Raw genomic sequence first — 22,634 nt, forward strand, 5'->3', positions numbered from 1 at the left:
CTTTTTTGTGGTTAACGCTTAGAATTTAAAACCTAAACGCGCATAGTAGCTCATGCCATCAAAGCCATAAGGTACGGCGCGAACTGGGTATTGGAAGGCTTGATTGGTAATAAAATCAAGCGCTTCATCGCTACCTAGCTCGTCGGGTGTTTCATCGAATAGGTTATTGATGCCTACCGATAACGTGAAGTTTTCAGACAGGGTGTAATCTACGTTTACATCGATTAACACGGCTGACTCAACAACGCTTGTTGGCTTGAATGAACCTGTTGGCGATAGGAAATCTGGTAAACCGATGTGATCATTACCAAAATAAGTAATGTCGGTTTCGCCAAAGTAATTCGCCTTCACCATAGCGCTCCAATTATTTTGTGAATAATCAAAGGTCAAGGTTGCACGCTCGTGTGGTTGCCCGTCGGTTAAGAAGCTACGTTGAAGGTCATCTAACGCCACGGTTGATGGGATGCCTTGTGGTGAGTTCACGCGATCGATGTCGGTGTCATTAACATTGCCTGCGAATGTCACATCTAGTTTTCCTTCACCAACATCGGTGCTGTAAGTGACAATTAAGTCAACGCCAGTGGTGGTTAAATCAACTGAGTTAGAGAAGTAATTGGCTTGATCGGCACCTGTTGCATTAAGGGCAGCAACAGCGGCTGGGCTGAATGCAACATCGTCTGGAGACAATAAGCTGCCCAAGGTGATGCGGTCTTTCATAGCAATGCGATAAGCGTCTAGCGTAATGGTTAAATCGTCAGTGGCATCAAACACAAAACCTAGGCTGAGGTTTTCAGAGGTTTCTAGTTTCAAGCCATCTACACCAAGTGCTGATGGGAAATCAGCGCCAGCCGTAGCTGTAAATGATGGTGATAATACGCCGCCAGGGCCTAAGTTGGTGGTAAAGGCTGTGTAGGCACTTTGTTGTAGCGACGGTGCTCTAAAGCCACTAGAGATGGCGCCGCGAATAGAGAAGTCATCGGTTACTTCATAACGACTTGATAATTTACCGATGATGTCGTCACCAGCGTCAGAGAAGTCTTCATAACGGGCAGCTGCGCCAACTAACCATTTTTCTGTTAGTTGAGTTTCTAAATCGATATAAACCGCAACGCTGTCGCGATCTTGTTTATTCGCCGCATCAGGACGTAGGCCAGGGTAGGCTTGGAAACCACAACCTGCAAAGGTGTCTGGGTCGATTACCGATGGAAATGAACTTGAGCTATTTGATAATCCACAAGCGTATGAAGCCACTTCACCCGCCACTATTTGATAGTTTTCTTTGCGATATTCAGCGCCGTATGACACAAACAATTCCAAGTCGTTGCTTAGTTCAATAGAGCCTGCAATGTCGGTGTTAACGGTGAATTGGTCGAATCTAAAGCCACCAGAATATCCCGATGTTGGACCTGCGTTGGCAGCGATATCACTATCTGACGCTGCTGGATTGTTAGCAACATATTCAGCAGCATATGAGGCATTGATGGTGTTGCGTGAGGTGAAGTCGTATTCATTTTCACCGTAAACGGCTGATACATCGTAAGTCCAATCGCTGTTGATGTCACCGCGAAGACCAAGTGATACTGAAATATCTTGCGCTTCATTGTCGATGCGCGGTAAGAAGCCATCGGCGTAAACTTGTTGTACGTTTTTAGCAGCTTCATCAAAGTTACGGAAGAAGCCATTACCTAGTGCTGTGCGATTTGAAATACCGCCAAATGAATAAAGTTCACTGTCACCCATTGGTAGCATGGCATTGTAGAACACAGTGGTAAATTCAGATTCTGCATTACCTTGTCCCCAGCGAACTGTGTCAGATAATGTGCCTTTGGCAATAGTTGATGAACCGCCAGTGTCTGGTTGAGCGCGGTTTGTACCGCTGTAATCACGTGCTTCTAGTGAGAGGTTAATGAAACCGCCGTCATCGCCTAAATCAAAACCGCGATTTAAGCCAATGGTGATGTCATCGCCGTCACCTTCGCTGGTTGAGCCCGCTTGAATAAAACCAGTGGTTTCACCCGTCGAACTCTTGAGAGATAAATTGATAACGCCTGCAATGGCGTCGGAGCCATATTGCGCCGCCGCGCCGTCACGCAATACCTGTACGTCAGATAATGCGGTTAGCGGAATCGCATTCATGTCGGTGCCTGCCGCGCCTGCACCTACAGTGCCGTTTAAGCCAAATATTGCTTGGTTATGGCGGCGTTTACCGTTAACTAATACCAAGGTTTGATCTGGCTGAAGACCACGCAGTGTCGCTGGGCGGAATAAATCTGAGCCGTCTGAAACCTGTGTTCTCGAGAAGTTAAATGAAGGCGCTGTTGCTTGTAGGCTTTGACCTAATTCAGTAAAACCACCTTTGGTGAGTGAACTCGCATCGATGATATCTACTGGCGCTGTAGACTCAGTCGCTGTGCGACTTGATACACGAGAACCTAATACTGAAATTTTCTCGACATCTTTCGCTGTGTCTTTTGCTGGTGTTTGGGCCGCGTTGGCTGCTGCTGTGGCAGAACCTAAAGCGAGTGTTATGGCAACGGAGAGCGTACTCGCCTTAAAACTCTTAATCATTTATTTTGATCCTTCAAATCTAATTTGTTTATCAAGTTGGCTCGATGTTACAAGCTATTAACAAAAAACTATAGTCTTAGTAACTAAATTTATATTACCAATTAGCCTAAAATGACGCGTTTGCCTATTTATTAGGCATAAGAGAGAAGGGCTAGGTTCGAAATGAAGGTTAGAAATAGAAAAGCCGCTTTAGGAGCGGCTAAGTTGAGGTTCGAGTTTAGGTTAGTCGAGCTTAAATGAGCGAACAACTTCAGACATTTGGCTGCTGCTGGTTTTAAGATCTTGACTCGCACTGGCTATTTCTTCTGTATCACCTGCGGCATCTACGGTCATCTGTGAAAGCTCGCTAATGCGAACATTAACTTCTTATGCCGCTTGAGTTTGCTGCTCAGTTGCTTCTGCAATGTGATCGCTCATTTGAGAAATAACGTCAATGAGACGCTCAATTTCGTCAAGCGATGTTTCAGCTTGTGCAGCTTGTTCTACGGTTCTATCTGATGTCTCTTTGTTAATATTTACGGCACTAACGGCTTCTTGAGCACCAGATTGTAATCGTTGGATCATGCCGTGGATTTCATCGGTACTTTAACTGGTTCTGCTAGCTAGTGTTCGAACTTCATCAGCAACAACCGCAAAACCACGTCCTTGTTCACCAGCGCGAGCGGCTTCAATTGCTGCGTTTAGTGCGAGTAAATTAGTTTGATCGGCAATACCTCTGATCACATCAAGCACGGCACCTATGCTATCTGTTTCATTAGCGAGCTTAGAAATAACCTGACTGACATTATCGATGTTGCTTGATAATGAATCGATTTGCGCAATCGCTGATGACACAACTTGTTTACCGTCAGTTGTATTAGTTGTTGCATCGTTTGCTGCTTGATTTGCGGCTTCTGCATTGCTACTTATTTCACGAATGTTGGAGGTCATCTGCTCCATTGCCGTGGCAATTTGTGTTGCGTTGTCGTTTTACACTTGAATAGAATCATTGCTGCGCTGACGGGTATGAGAGAGCATATCAGCTTGCATCATGACTTGTTCTGAATTAACTGAAACTTCTTTAAGGGATTGACGCATTTTCTCGGTAAATAAATTGAAGTAATAAGATAATCGCGATATTTCATCATTGGCATCTGCGTTAAGCTTGCGCGTTAAATCGCCTTCACCTTGTGCAATATTTTTCATTAAATCGCTTGCCGCTCTTGCAGGTAATAAAATACTGTTGCCAATGACATAGTTGAGAAAAACAACTAACGCAATCACGATAAAGGTATTAATGAGCACGGAGTTTCACTGTGCTGTAAAGGTTTCTTGGATATCATCGATATAAACACCAGAGCCAACAATCCACTGCCATGGCGCGAATTCTTTAACAAACGAAATCTTATCGGCGGGATCGTCTTCACCGGGTTTTGGCCATTTATAAGGTAAGAAACCTTCTTACTTGCTACGAACAATCTTGAGCATTTCTATGAAAATTTGAACGCCATCAGCATCTTTGATATCGGACACATTTTGATTATTTAGTCTCGGAGCAACGGTATGCATGATCATGGTTGGCGTAAAATCATTCAACCAAAAATAGTCATTACCAGCATAACGCATTGCTTTAACGGCTTCTAATGCGGACTTTTGCGCTTGTGCTTTCGTCAGGGTGCCATCTTGTGAGCGCTGGTAATAATGTTTAATAATGCTATGGGCACTCTCAACAAGATGCTGAACTTTTTCTCTTTGCTGTTGATTTAGTGATTTATCTTGATGATAGAGGCTTATCCCGCTTTGAAAAAAATAAGCCAATAATGATTATGCTTACCATAATGGCCATACGTTGCTTGATGGTGAGCTTGCGTAGTTTATTCATGATGGATTGTCTCCGGTTAAGCCGTTTATTAAGCTTAGGAAATAAAATGTAAAACTGCAGATATGTTTATTAGATTGCTCTCGGTAATTAGTGTACGTGGTAGGACGTTGCTAAGCACGTAATTGAACTTAGCAATAAGTATAATTGTTATAATTATAGTTGATGTGAGTAAATGCTTATAAAAATGATATTTATCAAGTGTTAGTGATTATTTTTTACTCCAACGCATAACACCTTCTTGTGCCGTACTAGCAACCAATCGGCCTTGTCGGTCAAAGAACTTTCCTGTTACAAAGCCACGGCCGCCACTTGCTGATGGGCTTTCAACTTCGTAGAGTAGCCAATCATCAAAACGGAAATCACGATGGAACCACATAGAGTGATCAATCGTCGCCATTTGTAATTTAGGCGTCATAAATGAAACACCGTGTGGATGACCAGCGACAGGTAAAAATGAAAAGTCTGACGCATAACCTAGTAGATATTTATGAACGCGAAGATCGTCTGGCAATATACCATTTGCTTTCATCCAGAAATGACCTTTAGCAGGACCAACAGTTGGTTTGATGGGGTTATTGTCTTCTACAGGCCTAATTTCAATCGCTTTATCACAAATAAATTGTTGGCGAATAGATTCCGGAATAAACTCTTGTACTAAACGCGCACGCTCAACTTCAGATTGTAATCCAGCTGGTCCTGCAACTTGCGGCATGCTTGCTTGATGGTCAAAGGCTTCTTCTTGAACGTGAAAAGAACTAGTGAGATAAAAAATAGGCTGCCCACCTTGAATCGCTTTAATACGACGTGTTGCAATAGAGCGCCCTGTGCGAATGGTTTCTACATCATAAACAATAGGCTTGGCGGAATCTGCCATGCGTAAAAAATAGCAATGAAACGAGTTAAGCGAAAAGCTGCTGTCGACTGTTTGTTTTGCTGCAAAGAGTGCCTGACCAATAACTTGTCCACCAAACACGCGACCAAATCCTAAGTCTTGGCTGTTGCCACGATATATGCCTTGTTCAATGGTTTCTAAGCTGAGTAAATCGAGAAGCTGACTAAGAACTTGTGACATAAGGTGCTCGCCTTTTTTCATTAAAAGGATAGTCTACCGTTAATTCAAACAATTGTTTAGCCTCGATTGTAAGTATTGTTAATGAGTTTGCGATTGATTTCAAAGCAGCCATTGATTATGATGACGACTCATTTAACGCTGGAAAATCTGTTTGTCATTATTCTCGAAAGTCATCTGTATTTTATTGTTGGTTGTTAGCACTTTGCAAACAACAGCGGCAGTGACCTTTGGTGAAAATAATAATCATGCAATGATGACATCGCACACCATGAGTGCAGATGACATGGCTCACTGTCAGGAAATGATGCAAGATCATCAAATGGCGGCTGAGTGCAGTAATGAATGCGATTGTTGCAGTGGTGCTTGCCCTGTATCTTCGTTATTTATTAATTTTTCCTTTTCTTACGGACTAAATAATAGTTCGAGTAACGTGTTGATTCATAGTCCTAGTCATCCTATCGCGACTATTTCTTCTCTCTATCGTCCGCCGATAAACGTTTAACAGCCCCAAGATTTACCCCTGTTTTATTGTTTTTATCAAAGCACACTTATGTTTGGAATTTATATACCAGTTACCAGTGAAGATGCTTGTTTCAGAGCTCGGGTAGGATTCGAATACAAGGCATGATTTGTAATTAATGGTCACTCCCTGATTATAAATCATAACGCAGTAGTCGTGTTCTACCCGAACTCCCTACGGGCAAGGCGATAAGCGACCAACTACGTCGTTATAAGATATTTGTTGAGAATGACTTAACGACACATCTTATGCCTTGTATTTGGCGCGCTTCTCGTCTTGCTGAAATCAAGCACTTTCATTGGCAACTGGTATAAACATTTGATTTGTGCATGGACTTATTGTTATGCGTAATTTAATCATCGTCTTAATCTTTTTTGTTGCTGGTATTTATATCAGTCCTTTTTTAACTCCCTTATTGAATTGGCCGAGTGTTGCTGATGAGCCTAGCGCCTCCTCTGAAAAACCAATCTATTGGGTCGCACCTATGGATGCTAATTTTCGGCGCGACGAACCAGGGCTGTCGCCGATGGGTATGGCGCTAGTGCCCGTTTATAATGAACCGTCGGGACAAGATGCTGGCGTTGTCACCATAGCTCCGCAAATTGTTAATAACCTCGGCGTTAAAACCACAGACGTTGTCAGTGATTATTTTTCCCAAACGATTGATGCAACTGGCGTGCTGGAGTATAGCCAAGACGAACGCATGGATATTTCGCCACGCGTTAGTGGCTGGGTGGAAAAATTATATGTTGCTGAACACGGCGACACGATAAAAGCAGGACAGCCTCTTTATGACATTTACTCTCCGGAATTAGTGAATGCACAAGAAGAGTATGTTCTTGCTTTGTCGCAAGATAATAATCGACTAGTCGCAGCGGCTCATAAGCGCTTAGTGTATTTAGCAATGTCATTACATGACATCGAGCAACTTAATAAAACACGACAAGTGAAGCGCATCTTCACGGTTCATGCTCACAATAGTGGTGTTATAGAATCTTTAATGATTAAGACAGGCGCCTTTGTTACTCCATCTCATGTCCTGATGACGGTGATTTCGTTAAACGAAATGTGGCTTAAAGTGGATGTTTTTGAGTCGCAATTACCTATGATTACCTTAGGCGCTAAAGCGACGATTGCGATTAATGGCATTGGTCGTGGCAATGTAGAAGGGATAGTCGATAAAATTTATCCGATGCTTAATGCTCAATCTCGCACTGCGACACTGCGACTTAGTCTCGATAATGATGACCAATCTCTAAAAGCAAATATGTTTGCAAGCGTCAACATTCATTTTGAAAGTATCAAACAAAGTTTGATGGTTCCTCGTGATGCAGTTATTAGAAGTGGTCTGAATAATAGAGTGGTGATGGCGTTAGGTGATGGTAAGTTTAAATCTGTCGCGGTCAGTTTAGGGCGTGAAAACCAGCATTGGATAGAAATTACCGACGGCCTCATGGCACAAGATAGCGTGGTCACGTCAGCACAGTTCTTGATTGATTCAGAGTCAAATATAGCATCAGATTTAATGCGCTACCAACCTGCTGATTCAGCATCTGAATTAGCAAGCAATGGCAGTGTATGGACACAGGCAATGGTTAATCGCGTGATGGAGAATCATGAGATGGTCAATGTCACTCATGCACCAATTGCGCAGTGGAACTGGCCTGAAATGAGCATGAATTTTTATGTTGATGAATCGATTGATTTAAAGAGCTTTGTTGTTGATCAACAGTTGGCGATAGAGATTATTAAAGATGAGGACGGTGATTACATCATCATTGGCGTGCAAATGAAGGAGCATGCCCATGATTAACGCTGTTATTAAATGGTCTATCAACAATCGTGTTCTTGTATTATTAGCCTGTGTATTGCTCGTTGGCGCAGGGCTATACAGTGTTAAGAAAACACCTGTTGATGCTATTCCTGACTTATCTGATGTCCAAGTTATTATTAAAACTAGCTATGCAGGGCAAGCGCCGCAAGTTGTTGAAGAGCAGGTTACTTATCCGCTGACTACCGCCATGTTATCTGTGCCGGGGGCGCATACGGTGCGCGGTTTTTCATTTTTTGGTGACTCTTACGTTTATGTCATTTTTGATGATGACACGGATATGTACTGGGCGCGCTCGCGGGTACTTGAATATCTATCTCAAGTAACGCCACAATTACCTAGCGCTGCTAAACCACAATTGGGACCTGATGCAACAGGCGTTGGTTGGGTCTACCTTTATGCATTGGTCGATAGAACAGGGCAGCACAATCTTGCCCAGTTGCGAAGCATCCAAGATTATTTCTTGAAATATGAGTTACAAACAGTAGCTGGTGTGTCGGAAGTTGCGGCTTTAGGGGGCATGGTTAAACTGTATCAGGTGCAAGTTGATCCGCATAAGCTCCGATCTTATCAAGTGCCTTTATCTGTTGTGGCAACGGCGATTGAAAAAGGAAATCAAGAACAGGGCGCGTCAGTTATCGAGATGGCTGAAGCTGAGTATATGATCCGCGCCACCGGGTATCTTAAATCCATCGAAGATATTGAAAATATCCCTTTAGGCGCTAGTGATAGCGGGACGCCTTTATTGATAAAGCATGTTGCTCAGGTTGTTGAAGGCCCGCAAATGCGCCGTGGTATTGCTGAACTCAACGGTGAAGGAGAAGTGGTAGGCGGTATTGTTGTTATGCGTTTTGGTGAAAATGCGCAGCATACGATTGATGGCATCAAAGACAAACTTGACCAATTAAACAAAGGCTTACCGGCTGGGGTTGAAGTGGTGCCAGTTTATGATCGCAGTGAGCTTATTGAAAGCGCGGTTGATAACTTATGGCATAAGTTGCTTGAAGAATTTGTGGTGGTCATTGCCGTTTGTGCAATTTTTTTATTTCATCTTCGCTCATCTCTTGTGGCAATCATTAGTCTACCTGTGGGGATTTTGACTGCTTTTATTGTTATGCATTGGCAAGGGCTTAACGCTAACATCATGTCATTAGGAGGCATCGCCATTGCCATTGGCGCCATGATTGATGGAGCCATTGTGATGGTGGAAAACTTTCATAAGCATATGGAAAAAACGCCACTGACTGATGAGAATCGCTGGCAAATAGTGACTAAGGCCGCGACAGAAGTCGGCCCGGCGCTATTTTTTAGTTTGTTGATTATTACCGTCAGTTTTCTGCCTGTTTTTACCTTAGAAGCACAAGAAGGGCGAATGTTCTCACCTTTAGCGTTTACAAAAACCTATGCAATGGCAGCAGCTGCTGCATTGGCTGTCACGTTAGTGCCTGTATTAATGGGTTACTTTATTCGCGGCAAAGTCGTGAGCGAAGAGAAAAATCCCATCAATCGATTGTTGATGGCTTGTTATATGCCATTGCTGAAAAAGGCGATGAACTTTCCAGTCATTACGCTACTGCTCGCTATTGCAATTTTAGCATCAAGTCTTTGGCCTTTAGGCAAAATTGGCAGTGAGTTTATGCCGCCGTTAGATGAAGGTTCAATGATGTATATGCCGACAACTTATCCTAGTTTATCAGTGGGTAAGGCGCGGGAAATTCTTCAACAAACTGACAAGTTAATAATGACGGTGCCGGAGGTCAAATCTGTTTTTGGTAAAATTGGTCGCGCGGAAACAGCAACGGATCCCGCACCGCTTACGATGATTGAATCTTTTATTCAGTTAAAACCAAAGACTGAATGGCGTCCGGGAATGACCAGTGAAAAAATTCAGCGTGAATTAGATAGTGTCGTATCTTTACCTGGCTTAACCAACGCTTGGGTTATGCCAATAAAAACGCGTATCGATATGTTAGCGACGGGAATAAAAACTCCTGTTGGTATCAAGATAGCTGGGACTGATTTAGCGGTTATTGAAAACATTGGAAAGCAGATTGAAGAAATATTGAATACTGTCGATGGCACTGCCTCTGTTTATGCGGAACGTGTTGTTGGTGGACGATATTTAGATATCGACATCGACCGCGCAAATGCGGCGCGATATGGATTAAACATTGCTGACATCCAGCAAGTTATCGGCGCGGCTATTGGCGGAAAAAATGTGACGCAAACGGTGGAAGGCTTAGCGCGTTATAACGTCAATATTCGCTATCAGCAAGACTTTCGAAATTCTCCTCATCAGTTGAGACAACTACCAATTTTAACACCGCAAGGACATTATATTCGCTTGAGCGATGTGGCTAATGTTGATATTACGAATGGTCCAACTGGCATCAAAAGTGAGAATGCTCGTCCCAATGGCTGGGTTTACATTGATATTAAGAATGTTGATATTGGTAGTTATGTTGCCAAGGCCAAAACAATAGTGTCAGAGCAACTAACCATTCCAGCTGGCTATTCAATAAGTTGGGCTGGGCAGTATCAATACATGGAGCGAGCAAAGGATAAGTTAAGTTATGTAGTGCCTTTAACCATTGTGATTATTATCTTTTTGCTGTTTTTAAGCTTCAAGAATATCGCAATGGTGGCGATGATCATGTTGACCTTACCACTTAGTTTAGTAGGCAGTGTTTGGCTGTTACATCTATTGGACTTTAATTTTTCAGTTGCCGTTGGGGTCGGATTCATTGCGCTGGCTGGTGTGGCGGTAGAGATAGGCGTCATTATGTTGGTCTACCTTAATCAAGCCTATCAAGCGCTGCGTGTTAGCCATCAAGAAATAACGGTGGCTGCACTGCAAAAAGCTATTATTGATGGCGCTGGTAGACGAATCCGCCCCGTGATGATGACAGCATTGTCCATTATTATCGGTTTGCTACCTGTGCTCTATGGCACTGGAACAGGCAGCGAGTTGATGAGCCGAATAGCCGCACCTATGGTCGGCGGCATGGTGAGTGCAATGGTACTTACCTTGTTTGTTTTACCCGTTGTTTATTGTCTATGGAGAAAAGCCGAACTAAATAATATGCCTCATTGAGGGACTAAAAATAATTAAAGATTTGATTTAAATAGGTTAGTATTTGTAAATATTACTATTATTTGAAGGCACAACAGATGGCGACGTTAGGGATAGACTTGGGAACAACCAATAGTGCATGCAGCATTTGGAAGGATGGAAAAGCGATATTGGTGCCCAACAGGTTAGGACAATCAATAACGCCATCTGTCGTTGGTCTTGACGATGATGGTGAATTGCTAATTGGTGAAACCGCGAAAAACAGATTAGTCAGTCATCCCAAAAAAACAACTTCGTTATTTAAGCGCTACATGGGGACACAATACTCAACTAAATTAGGCAATAAAACGTTTAGCGCCATTGAATTGTCGTCTTTGGTGCTTAAATCCCTCAAAGAAGATGCCGAAGCGTTTCTAGGTGAAAGCATTACCGATGCGGTGATAAGTGTGCCTGCTTATTTTAATGATCTACAACGAAAAGCAACTAAGGTTGCTGGAGAAATTGCTGGATTAAACGTTGAACGACTCATTAATGAGCCAACAGCGGCATCGATTGTTTATGGGTTGCATGATCGCAGTGATGGTGCACAGTTTCTCATTTTAGATTTGGGTGGTGGTACATTTGATGTATCCCTTGTCGAATATTTTGATGGCGTTATCGAAGTACATGCGTCAGCAGGTGACAACAATCTTGGTGGCGAAGATTTCTTGATGTTGTTGGTGAATGATTACCTAACATTTACGGGCATTAAAAAATCTAGTTTAAGTGCAAATGAATTACGTCAGTTAATGCATGCAATCGAAGAAGTGAAATGCGAGCTCAGTAAAGAAGGGCAATGTGTTTTAGAAAACGTGTTATCAAAACAAACAGCACCTTGGAAAATTACCCGTGAACGATTTGGCGAAATAACCCAAGATTTACTCAGTAGATTAAGGTTGCCAATTGAGCGCACCATCTTAGATGCTGATGTTGAGCTGTCTGATATTGATGAGGTTATCTTGGTTGGCGGTGCAACACGAATGCAGCCGTTTAGAACCTTAGTTTCTAAAATGTTTCGTCGTATTCCTTTGTGCAATATTGATCCCGATATTGTGGTCGGATTGGGAGCTGGTGTTCAAGCTGGATTGAGAGATAATCATAGCGATTTAGATGATGTAGTGTTAACGGACGTGAGCCCTTATAGTTTAGGTGTGGAAATTGTCAATCACAATGAAGGAAGTAGTTGTGATGGCGGCATTTTCTTACCGATTATAGAGCGTAACACCACGGTGCCTAATAGTATTGTTAAAAGCCTTTGCACTGTTAGTGATAATCAAGAATTTCTAGTAGTTAGTGTTTTTCAAGGTGAGAGCCGTTTAGTTAAGAATAATGTTTTCCTTGGCAAGTTAGAAGCTAAAGTGCCGCGTGCTCCGGCTGGACAAGAATCAATTGATGTTCGCTATTCTTATGATATGAATGGTTTATTAGAAGTTGATATTAGCGTTCCGTCCACAGGGATGACTTATCATAAAGCGATTGTTAACGCCCAAATTTCGTTAAGTGACGCAGATATTTTTAAGGCTAAAGAGCGATTGGCCCTATTGAAGTTTCATCCTCGTGAGCAAGAAGAAAATAGATTACTGCTGACAAAAGGCGACCGATTATTTGAATCATCATTAGGTGAACGCCGTGATTACATTACGCAAATAATATCTAATTTTGAGCAAGCACTTGAGGGGCAAAATGTAACCGAAATAATACAAGCGAGAGCGACGTTTGAGCATCAGCTTGATGGATTAGAAGAAAGTAGGCTGTTTTGATGAATTGCTGGACGTTTTTAGGTGTTGAGCCAACAAGTGATAAGAAGCGCATAAAAAAAGCTTATGCGGTGCAACTAAAGCAAAAGAAACCCGACGTTGACCCTGAAGGATTTAAACAACTGCACAGTGCTTATAAAGAGGCATTATCGTTATCTAAACATATAAAAGATGTGAAAAACGATGGTCTTAACGAATTTCAGGCGGTTAGAGTAAGTGAGCCAATAATCACCATAAAAGATGATTATGATAGGATTGGCTTTCCTGAGTCGCACGACCAGTATGAATCAGAAGTGACTAATGAACAGACGCTAATTGTTGAGGACATCCCTGATTGTAATCAGGAGGATGAATGGCCCACTGAACCGCAAGTTAGTTCTAACGATGATGAATCGACAGACGATCAACGTGCATTACTATTTTCTGAAAACATTGTTGATACTAGCTTTGAGGCACCAGTTGCGGCAAACGATGATGCTATTTTAGCTAACGATACGAAGTTCGACATTGAACAACAGACTAACAAAGAAAACGTCAAAGAGCTTGCTGTGTGGAATGACCCTGCAGATGATGACTGGTCAATTGATGATGAGAATCAATCTTTTGACGATGTCAACGACGTTATCGATATCAATGAATACTTGGATGAAGCAAAAGAGATTATTGCTGATTCAAAGAATAAGAACTCTATTGCAGTATGGAGTCCATTGTTGCTCAAAAGTAATGACTTATTTTTTGAGCAAGGACAAATCTTTCGGCGTCAATTGCTTCGACTGCTTATTAACGACATGAGTAATTATCGAACGAAACCGTTTCGTTATACTGCCTTATCTCTTATTGATAGCAAAATGATGTGGTGCGCTGACCTAAACTTCCTAGAGCGCCATCTTAATGATAGAGAGATACGACTGTTTTTGTATCAGATTAAATCACCTATGGAAAAATTTAGGCACAATTATATTTGTGATAGGGAGCATAAAGGCGATTTTTATATTGCAACTTTTGGAAAACGATTTGGCGCCATAATTATTGATTTGATTGTATTTGGGTTGTGCTTAATCTCTGTGCTTTCATTGATAGAGGTTTTAAGCCTTTCTGAAGAACATGAGTCGAAAACTAAGTTATGGAGCTCATTAGGAGTGTTCTTATTACTGTTTCCTATTCTTGAAGCATCGCCGTTACAAGCGACAATTGGCAAGTCATTACTCAAAATTAAGGTGGTTAATAAACAAGGAAAACGCCTCAATATATTTCATTCATTGTGGCGCTCTATTGTTATTTGGCTACTGATTTTTACCAGCAAAATCACCTTCTTAATTCACTGGATAGTTGGCAATGAAGAAGGTATTGCCGGCGATAGGATGAGTTATACTCGTGTTATTGAACGTTAAGCGACGCAGTTAAAACTGTTGCTAAACGTTTACTTGCTAGCACCATGCGTTGATTGATTATCGGCGCAAATCTTTCCTGATAATCACCAGCTAGGGTCACTTTATTGCCTAATGGGATTTGGCAAATGTTGCGATTCTTTACACAGTACATAAACGTTGGGGACGTGACGACTTGATAAGATTCGTCTGCCCACAACCATGGGTTTTTCTTGCTCCATTTCTTGACTGATTGCGCTGTTGTGTTCGGTGTTAATAGTGCTATCCATTGCTCAAAACTATTATTTTGGCGACTTAAAACACAGTCATCCCAATACCAATGCAGTGTCTCACAGCGAACTTTGCTGTTTTTGGTGATCTTTATTTTATTACCGCCCCAATCGCTGGCGTAATACCAATGGCATTAAATATTTGCCCACTTGTACTTGTTAAAATTAACTAAAATGGCGTTGCTCTCAATCCTAATAGCCAGCTATTAGTCAATCGAGCGCCTTGTTTTAGCTGATTTTCTCTACGCACAACAAGATCACTTACTTAATGCAATTGGTTTAATACCAATTGCATTAAATATTTGCCCACTTGTACTTGTTAAAATTAACTAAAATGGCGTTGCTCTCAATCCTAATAGCCAGCTATTAGTCAATCGAGCGCCTTGTTTTAGCTGATTTTCTCTACGCACAACAAGATCACTTACTTAATGCAATTGGTATCATAAATTGGCGGTTTGCTAGGATGCGTCAACTTTTTAGTTGGACGACAGCAAAAGGTAAAAAACAATCTACTAGTGCTGCTTCAATACGAGTGCCAATGTTGAGGGGGTCGTCATTATTTGCGCTTGATTTTAAATAATTTCAGTTACATACGTTTGGTGCGTCGATATTACTGGTCTCAATTTGTCTGATTGCTGAGTTACTCATACGTCCTAGCTAGTATGAAATACGTTTTGATATTATATGATGATTTTAAATATTATATACCCATAGCCACATTGATGATTGTAACTAGTTGTTATAAAACATTTCTTAACACTCGTACAATAAATACAAATCACAAAGACGTATAGACGTCTATTTAGTTGTTGACCATCGTCATGATTGCCTTTAAAGTGCAGCGATAAATTGAGGTGCCTAAGGCTATAGCAATACATTGTGTATTGATAATGCGCATTGTATTAAATGCGTATTATATTGATAGTGCTTAGGGTAAACGGGAAGTTAGGTGACAATCCTACGCTGCCCCCGCAACGGTGATTTAAGTGCGCTGCATTTAATAGTCCGATACCGGCCTTAGTTACTTTTTCTATACCAAATAGGTATTACTATTGCGGAGGGCGATAGGAGATTAAATAAACACTTTTGGCGCCATGTCAGATTTCCTTGTGTTTGTTTCATCTTTTAGTGTCCTCTATTTTGAATATTGAGGGTGCTATGTCTGTAAAATGGACGACAGCTTTTGTTTTTTTAACACTTTTTATAACGCCAGTGACTGCTGCCGATATTGATGATGTTGAACGTATTAAGGTAAGCGGTCAGCAACTTAAGCACAGTGCTAATTATCTTGTGCTTAGCCGTGATGATTTTGTTGATAGTGCGCAAAACCTCAATGATGTACTCAATCAAATAAACGGTATTCAAGTACGCCAAATTAGCGGTGTCGGTAATCCTGCAGCCGTTTCTATTCGCGGCTCTTCGTCGAAACAGGTGCAATTGTATATTGACGGTCAGTTAGTTAACGATGGGCAATTTGGTGGGTTTGATTTAAACCAATTACCTGTCGAAAACATCCAATCAATTGAAGTAAGTAAAGAGCAGGCAATTGGCACAGGTGCTACGCCAATTGGCGGTGTAATTCGCATTAATACCTATAACCCGGAGCAGGACTCTTTGCGCTTAAGTGCTGGTCTGGGATCTTTTGGTTATCAAGAGTTAAACGTTGTAAAAAATAGCAGTTTTGAGCAGTTTCAAGGCGCAATAAGCGCGAGTTATGTGGCCAGTGATAACGATTATGATTATCTGGTTCCTCAACCTGTTGCCCATCCGAATAAATCTATTGTTGAACCGCTTTTAAATAATGACTTTGAAAAAGTAAGCTTATCAGGCAATGGAGTATGGGTTGGTGAGCAACAACAAGTTCGCCTCAATGGTCAGTATATTAACCAAGAAAAAGCACTGCCACATTACCAAATTAATGTGCGTAGCAACGAGTCTAGCTTAGATTTAGAGCAATCGAGGTTAGCGCTTACATATTTGGTTAAGCGTATTGATAGTGTGTTGTCACAGTTTGAGTTGGAAGGTTACGTTGATTCGCGGGACGAGCATTACATTGATAGCATTCCGCAATTAGTACGACGTGATGGGCGGTACAATACTGAAAAATACAGTGTGTCATTGAAGCCAACTTTTCTTGTTGAACAATGGACGTTAACGCCGTTTTTAGATGTTAATCAGCAACAGTTTACTTCACGAAGCTTTATTAATGGCGCAACGATAAGTTGTAATGGTATCAGTGCCTGCGACATTCGCGCTAAGACAACGCAATGGTTAGTGGGAAGCAGAGCCGATTGGCAAAGCACTGACAAAGTGGCATCTGCTCATTTGTTAATTAGTCAGTTATTTGATGACAGTAGCAATGTTGCACTCAATCAGCAAAACGGAACCAAAGAGAACAACGATAGTGACTTTTTCTCTGCTGAATTTGGCACCCAATATCGTTGGCGCACTATTAATTTGGGCGCGGTATTAAGTCGTGGTGTCAGAATGCCAACGATGTTTGAACGTTACGGTGACCGAGGCTTATTTAAAGGTAATGGCAGTATTCGACCTGAACAGTCAGATGCTCTGTCGCTCAGTGCTGATTATGATGCTGCGCATTGGTCATTGTCTTCGGCCTTGTATGTAAAACAAATCTCTGATGCGATTGTCGCCACGTTTAACTCTTCGGGCATTGGCAGCTATGGCAATGTTAATGATGCGCAAATCCATGGGGTTGAACTTCAAGCTGATTATCAGTTGTCAGCAGCAATTTCTTTTCAGGGGCAAATGAACTTGGTGGACAGTAAGAGCAAGTCGCCATTTTTCGCTTTTAACAATAAGAAACTGCCCGGCATTTATCATCAAGAATATAGCGCTAAAGTGAGCATTGATTTATCACAAGATTGGTCATTAGATGTCGCGACACAATATAGCAAAGGGCTTTATTTTAATTTAGGCAATAAGGTTGAGCAGCATACTCAAGGGAACGGTAATCCAAGTGATCGCTTGCTTAGTAATATCAATTTACGTTGGCAACAACGTGGGTTTGTCGTCAATGTTGGCGTCAACAATGTATTTGACGAGAGTTACCAAGATCTCGCAAACCGTCCTGCCCAAGGGCGTAATCTATTTATTAAGTTTTCATTCGAGGAATAATTACTATGAGTCATTTTTTAAGCACAGCTAATGCTAAGCGTACTTCGTTGTCACTGGCACTCGCTGCTAGTGTGAGTTTACTCGCTGGTTGTGGTGGAAGTAGTGATACTAAAACAGATATCGTTCCTATTATCCCTAAAAAAGCAGTGGTTCAAACCATTGCCCCTGACTATTCAAGCTCTGAAGTCGCTTATTTAGACATTAATGCTCAATCGGTAGCGGGTGATTACTATGTGAAAGATAAGTCTGATTATACGTTAACGAGTTACGGTACTGACGTTTATCATATTGGACGTTTCTTTATTGATACTATTGCAAAATACAACAGTGAAACGCCTGATGCACAAGTGTATTCTCACAGTACTAAAGCAGAAGGCGAGACTGGCTCTTCAAACCCATATAACTTGGTTTTTGCTAACGCTAATAAAGCGTACTTAATTCGTTATGCTTCATCTAAAGTGTGGATCATTAACCCAAATGCAGCTAATGAATCTGACTTTAAAATTGGTGAATTAGATTTAGCGGCTTACGTACCGGAAAATAACAGTACGACGCCTTCTCCATCTGCTGGCGTCATTGTTGACGGTAAGTTATATATTACGATGCAGCGTTTATCTGACAGTTTTGCACCAAACACTGCTTATGTTGCGGTTTATGATGTGGCTACTGATACCGAGATTGAAACTAACCACACTGCTGATGATGAAGTTAAAGGTATTAAGCTAAATGGTCAAAATCCATTAGAGCATAATATCAAAGCTGCGTTTGGTGATGTATATGTGACTTCTCGTAGTGCTTATGGCAACACTGATCTTAGCCTTAGCATGATTGAAAAAATTGAAACATCTGATTATTCAACGTCAACGTTAGTGAGTGCGGCCGATATTGCTGATAACACGGAAGCGTTTATTACGAGCAGTGAAATAGTGTCGACGACCAAAGGTTATTTTGTGGCGAGCAAAGCCGGCTTTAATGACGATGGTGTATGGACAACAACATCTGGTCTTTTTGAGTTTAATCCAACCACTGGCGCTATTGTAAATAGCAATATTGCTGATACTGGTAGCGAACAAATTTCATTCATTAGTGTTGATGATTCAAGTTTCCTATGGGTAAGTACTATTAACCCATCGACGCCGGGTATTGACGTTATTAATACTAATACTAACGAAAAAGAAGGCGATCGTTTACTGACTGAATTAAATCCGAGTGTTATTCGTTTCTTAAAATAGTTAATTAGGGTCTGTTGAACTTTGTGGTTCAAATTTTGTTCAATCTAAAAGGGTTTTGGGCAAGGCATGAGGATTGATGCCTAGTTTATCTAGGTGAATGACGAATAACGCGGCACAAAATCCTTTTAGATGAATCCAACTGACAGCATTTGTTTGTTATTTCTACGGCGTTATCGCCTATTCGTGTATTGCTACATGGATGTAGCTCATTAGGATAATGCAGGAGCTATTATCGAGCCAGCTACACCACATAGGCTCTGCCTTGCAGAAACCTCAAACAAATTGCTGCAAAAATGAACTCAAAAGATCAACAGACCCTAGTAACACCCCAAAAAGCCAGCCTGTGAAACAGGCTGGCTTTTATGTTTGCAATGAACGGTATCGGGCGAGGTCATGGAGGACAAGTCAGATAGTAATTGATCTAATACGAACGTTCGTGCTATTTTGTTGTGAGGTTGAATGATGACGATGGAATAACATGGTTGATAAAGGTAAGAAAACAAAGCAGCAGATTCTAGAAACAGCTTTGTTAATGGCGACTGAGACGAGCTTAAATGATCTAACAATTGGCGGATTGGCGGTTGCAACGGGGATGTCTAAGTCGGGACTCTTTGCGCATTTTAAGTCGAAAGAAAATTTGCAGTTAGAAGTGTTGCGTCATGCACATGGTTTGTTTAGAAAAACTATTATTGAGCCGACGATGGCAATTGAAGATCCTCTAACACGACTAATGAGCATGTGTGATTGTTGGCTCGACTGGTATGAGCGTCAGGCGAAGACCTGCATCTTCATTTCTGCGGCGGTAGAGTTTGACGATCAAGATGGGGCGGTTCACGACAAGATTTGCCGTGATTTGGCTCTTTGGCTCGATCATTTGAATTACACCGTTGAGCAAGTGATTGCTGCCAAACAGTTTAAAGAAGGCACTGATTCGCAGCAATTTGTTTACGAGCTTTATTCGTTGTATTTAGGCACGCAAAGCATGGTGTGGGTTGGGGTTGAAGACAATCAGCACAGCAGATTTAAGCGAGCACTTAGTGATCTTATCGCTCGTTATAGGAGTTAAGATATGAGTAGTAAAATTTATTTTTCAGACAGTAAAAAACGCTCGATGGGCTTTCATGTGGTCCGAGTTATTTCTAGCGTGCTAAACAAAACAGCCCCTAAGTTTGCCTTAAAACAGGCGGAGAAAATTCTGTTAACGCCTGCTAAAGGGCGTAAGCAAGCTACGGTGCCAGAGAGAATGGCGATAGAAAAAATTAGTGGTGTTGCTGGTCATCTGCAGCAATATAGTCTTGGTGAAGGTGATATTGTGATTTTAACGCATGGTTGGTCAGGTAGCGCGAGCCAGTTTTTTCCGCTGATGGAAAAAATTGCGAAAGCGGGTTATAGAGCTATTGCCTTTGATCACTACGGACACGGTAAAAGTAGTGGGAAAATTGCCAACTTACCGCTATTTATTAAAGGCATTAACGATGTTGTGAACATACATGGTAAAGATAATATTCGCTGTATTGTCAGTCATTCGATGGGGACTGTGTCGGCGCTTAATTTACCAAAAGATATTCCGCATGTTTTAATTGCGCCCATTTTTGGTTTCTATGATTCGCTGCGAAAGAGTGTGTTTGATAGCGGCATGTCACCTGTATTATTTGAACGATTGTTGAAAGATATAGAAGGGACGCACCAAATTCAGTTTAAAGATGCTGTATCTGAACAACATATTGGTTTGGTAGAGCAGCCGCTACATATCGTTCATGATGAGCAAGATCGTTTTGCGCCCTTTGCAGCGAGTCAAACAATGAGCGAGACACACCCACATATCACGCTTTATCCAACCCAAGGACATGGCCACGGTCGAGTAATAAATAGTGAAAATACTTGGCAAGTGGTACAAGGATTACTTCAACAAGAAACATAAACAATCAGAAGAGATTTGATGATTTTTAGATTGAATGAAAAAAAAGCGCTGAGAACACAAGGTTTCAGCGCTTTCGCGTATCAAAAACACAACATTTCTCTTATCGTTGGCGCGCTTTTAATCGTGGGTTTTCTTTACAGATAACATACAGCTTGCCGCGACGTTTTACTATCTGACATTTGGGATGTCGGCTTTTTGCAGACTTAAGAGAAGATAGTACTTTCATTTCTATTTCCCTTTAGTTTTAGAAAATAACTTGCCAAAACGAAGACTAAAGCTTGCTGCGCGGCCATCGGTGTTCGTTTGTTTCTGTTGGCCAGTGTAAAACGGATGTGAATCGCTTGATACATCGAGTGTTACATAAGGGTAGGTATTACCATCTTCATTCCATACTTTTTCTTTATCAGTCTTGATGGTTGAGCCTACTAAAAAGTATGAATCTACAGATACGTCGTGGAATAGTACTTTGCGGTATTCTGGGTGAATATTTGGTTTCATGGTTTGCCTATAACATAATATATTTTGAGTAATGTTATATCGTAACAATTTTGCAATCAAGAACTAAATGATATTTATTATCATTTAGTTCTTGTTAATTAAGTTATGGAGTTTGCTCATGAGATCGTGGTTGCTGAGTAGGTTGTTCATTGGTTTAAATAAAGGGGATGGCAGCTTGGTCATATCAAACCATTGCCATTGTGTACATTTATCCACTTCCATTATTGTCGCATCTTGGCTGGCAGACTCAGCGGTGACATAGAGTGTGATGTAATGTTTAGTAGCATCAAAGATATCATTGGTGTATCCAAGTTGTGTAATGGCGCTTATCTCTAGTCCTGTTTCTTCCAATACTTCACGCGCTGCACAGCTTTCTATCGATTCTCCCATTTCTAAGTGGCCGCCAGGTGTTGCCCAAGTATTGGCACCATGGGAGCCAATGCGTTCGCCTAATAATACCAATTGCATTAAATATTTGCCCACTTGTACTTGTTAAAATTAACTAAAATGGCGTTGCTCTCAATCCTAATAGCCAGCTATTAGTCAATCGAGCGCCTTGTTTTAGCTGATTTTCTCTACGCACAACAAGATCACTTACTTAATGCAATTGGTATAAGACTTTTTCTTGATTGATAATGAGCACTGCAACACCAACGCGTACTTGAGATGTCATGATTTACGTCCTTTTTAGAGTGAAGTAATTGCTTTAATACGGATATAGCGTGAGGCAATATCGCAGTCATGTGATTTATGTTTTACCCGTTGATAATGCGCAATTGTTTTTGCTAAATAGGCTTGATTAATCGCCTGTTGTGGTTCACTTATTACTTGCCACATTTGTTCACCAACGGCAGACATTGGCGCTGAATACTGCGTGTCATTAGTCACTAATAATGCTTCATAATAGCGTTTATTATCGTTGATAATTTGCTCTGATTTGAGTGATAAATCTAATGCGATTAAACCTTGTCGTAAGTGATACGGCTCGTTTACAGGGCATAATAAAAAATCGATAGTTTGGTGCTGGTGTTGTTTAAGGATTTGCGTGACAAATTCTTGAATTAATTCACCACCGACTCCTGCGATGATAACCAATTGCTTTTTTGATGCGAGCTCTAAGGGCAGTTGACTGACATCCCCGCAATGCACCTGCCAATTAAAATCCTGTTGAGGATAAAAGCGCGTTAATTTAGCGTCAACTTCATCCATCAAGGCTGGCACTATATCAATAAAATGAATAGTTGGTGGCGATTGAACCTTGGCGAACTTTGACAACAAGCTCATGCCAAGATGGCCGTGATCACAGCAACAATCCCAAATGTGTTCGTATTCGTTTTCAATGAGGTGTTGTAAGGTCAAAAGACGATGGCTGAGTTTAAACACAATGATGGTCAGTTAAATTACTTAAAAATATTGACCATTATTGTACGTGCCAGCGCTTCAAATGTTAATTGGATAATGAAGTAA

Annotated in this window: 16 protein-coding genes, 1 pseudogene and 1 riboswitch; of the genes and pseudogenes, 9 read left to right on the top strand and 8 right to left on the bottom strand. The window is 41.3% G+C overall.

The window, feature by feature from the left end; all coding sequences use genetic code 11:
• Nucleotides 1-18: 18 nt before the first annotated feature.
• From ACMAZF_RS04150 to tesB, 3 genes and pseudogenes are all read right to left on the bottom strand, one after another.
• Nucleotides 19-2,565, bottom strand: a complete 2,547-nt coding sequence (locus ACMAZF_RS04150) for a TonB-dependent receptor plug domain-containing protein (RefSeq protein WP_435277176.1) — start codon at nucleotides 2,563-2,565, stop codon at nucleotides 19-21.
• A 225-nt stretch (nucleotides 2,566-2,790) separates the two neighbouring features.
• Nucleotides 2,791-4,429: pseudogene (locus ACMAZF_RS04155) on the bottom strand (methyl-accepting chemotaxis protein).
• A gap of 208 nt (nucleotides 4,430-4,637) precedes the next feature.
• On the bottom strand, nucleotides 4,638-5,501 hold the full coding sequence (tesB, locus tag ACMAZF_RS04160) for an acyl-CoA thioesterase II (protein ID WP_435276212.1): 864 nt from the start codon (nucleotides 5,499-5,501) through the stop codon (nucleotides 4,638-4,640).
• A gap of 151 nt (nucleotides 5,502-5,652) precedes the next feature.
• On the opposite strand from tesB, the gene ACMAZF_RS04165 reads away from it, so the two are divergent.
• From ACMAZF_RS04165 to ACMAZF_RS04185, 5 genes are all read left to right on the top strand, one after another.
• Entirely contained in the window at nucleotides 5,653-6,003 is a 351-nt protein-coding gene (locus tag ACMAZF_RS04165; protein WP_435276213.1) for a hypothetical protein, read from the top strand.
• Nucleotides 6,004-6,364: 361 nt separating this feature from the next.
• Nucleotides 6,365-7,834, top strand: coding sequence for an efflux RND transporter periplasmic adaptor subunit (locus ACMAZF_RS04170; RefSeq protein ID WP_435276214.1), 1,470 nt, complete (start codon nucleotides 6,365-6,367; stop codon nucleotides 7,832-7,834).
• A complete protein-coding gene (locus ACMAZF_RS04175; protein WP_435276215.1) occupies nucleotides 7,827-10,946 on the top strand; it encodes an efflux RND transporter permease subunit in 3,120 nt (1,039 codons plus the stop codon). Before ACMAZF_RS04170 ends, ACMAZF_RS04175 begins: the two co-directional genes overlap by 8 nt.
• A 77-nt stretch (nucleotides 10,947-11,023) precedes the next feature.
• The gene (locus ACMAZF_RS04180) at nucleotides 11,024-12,724 is read left to right on the top strand and encodes an Hsp70 family protein (RefSeq protein ID WP_435276216.1); all 1,701 of its coding nucleotides are present in this window, start codon (nucleotides 11,024-11,026) and stop codon (nucleotides 12,722-12,724) included.
• Nucleotides 12,724-14,112, top strand: coding sequence for an RDD family protein (locus ACMAZF_RS04185; protein WP_435276217.1), 1,389 nt, complete (start codon nucleotides 12,724-12,726; stop codon nucleotides 14,110-14,112). The genes ACMAZF_RS04180 and ACMAZF_RS04185 overlap by 1 nt, the downstream gene beginning before the upstream one ends.
• Here ACMAZF_RS04185 and ACMAZF_RS04190 read toward each other — a convergent pair.
• The gene (locus ACMAZF_RS04190; protein ID WP_435277177.1) at nucleotides 14,099-14,473 is read right to left on the bottom strand and encodes a S1/P1 nuclease; all 375 of its coding nucleotides are present in this window, start codon (nucleotides 14,471-14,473) and stop codon (nucleotides 14,099-14,101) included. The two genes, ACMAZF_RS04185 and ACMAZF_RS04190, sit on opposite strands and share 14 nt — an antisense overlap.
• Before the next feature lie 819 nt (nucleotides 14,474-15,292).
• Nucleotides 15,293-15,412: riboswitch (cobalamin riboswitch) on the top strand.
• Between the two features lie 124 nt (nucleotides 15,413-15,536).
• Between ACMAZF_RS04190 and ACMAZF_RS04195 the strand changes: the two genes are divergently transcribed.
• From ACMAZF_RS04195 to ACMAZF_RS04210, 4 genes are all read left to right on the top strand, one after another.
• A complete protein-coding gene (locus tag ACMAZF_RS04195; RefSeq protein WP_435276218.1) occupies nucleotides 15,537-17,516 on the top strand; it encodes a TonB-dependent receptor plug domain-containing protein in 1,980 nt (659 codons plus the stop codon).
• Nucleotides 17,517-17,521: 5 nt separating this feature from the next.
• Nucleotides 17,522-18,748 carry a cadherin repeat domain-containing protein gene (locus ACMAZF_RS04200; protein WP_435276219.1) on the top strand — a complete coding sequence of 409 codons (1,227 nt, stop codon included), beginning with the start codon at nucleotides 17,522-17,524 and terminating at the stop codon, nucleotides 18,746-18,748.
• A 478-nt stretch (nucleotides 18,749-19,226) separates the two neighbouring features.
• Nucleotides 19,227-19,814, top strand: a complete 588-nt coding sequence (locus tag ACMAZF_RS04205; RefSeq protein ID WP_435276220.1) for a TetR/AcrR family transcriptional regulator — start codon at nucleotides 19,227-19,229, stop codon at nucleotides 19,812-19,814.
• 3 nt (nucleotides 19,815-19,817) lie between these two features.
• Nucleotides 19,818-20,669: an alpha/beta hydrolase gene (locus tag ACMAZF_RS04210; protein ID WP_435276221.1), complete on the top strand. Its 852-nt coding sequence runs from the start codon at nucleotides 19,818-19,820 to the stop codon at nucleotides 20,667-20,669.
• A gap of 100 nt (nucleotides 20,670-20,769) precedes the next feature.
• Here the strand turns inward: ACMAZF_RS04210 and ykgO are convergent, their stop codons facing one another.
• The 4 genes from ykgO to ACMAZF_RS04230 form a co-directional block, all read right to left on the bottom strand.
• On the bottom strand, nucleotides 20,770-20,895 hold the full coding sequence (gene ykgO, locus ACMAZF_RS04215; protein ID WP_239437994.1) for a type B 50S ribosomal protein L36: 126 nt from the start codon (nucleotides 20,893-20,895) through the stop codon (nucleotides 20,770-20,772).
• A gap of 2 nt (nucleotides 20,896-20,897) precedes the next feature.
• Nucleotides 20,898-21,167, bottom strand: a complete 270-nt coding sequence (locus ACMAZF_RS04220; protein ID WP_435276222.1) for a type B 50S ribosomal protein L31 — start codon at nucleotides 21,165-21,167, stop codon at nucleotides 20,898-20,900.
• A gap of 84 nt (nucleotides 21,168-21,251) precedes the next feature.
• Nucleotides 21,252-21,635: a nucleotide triphosphate diphosphatase NUDT15 gene (locus ACMAZF_RS04225; protein ID WP_435276223.1), complete on the bottom strand. Its 384-nt coding sequence runs from the start codon at nucleotides 21,633-21,635 to the stop codon at nucleotides 21,252-21,254.
• 219 nt (nucleotides 21,636-21,854) lie between these two features.
• A complete protein-coding gene (locus ACMAZF_RS04230) occupies nucleotides 21,855-22,550 on the bottom strand; it encodes a tRNA (adenine(22)-N(1))-methyltransferase TrmK (protein WP_435276224.1) in 696 nt (231 codons plus the stop codon).
• Nucleotides 22,551-22,634 lie beyond the last annotated feature (84 nt).

This window comes from Psychrobium sp. nBUS_13, from assembly GCF_051201665.1.
GTDB lineage: Bacteria > Pseudomonadota > Gammaproteobacteria > Enterobacterales > Psychrobiaceae > Psychrobium.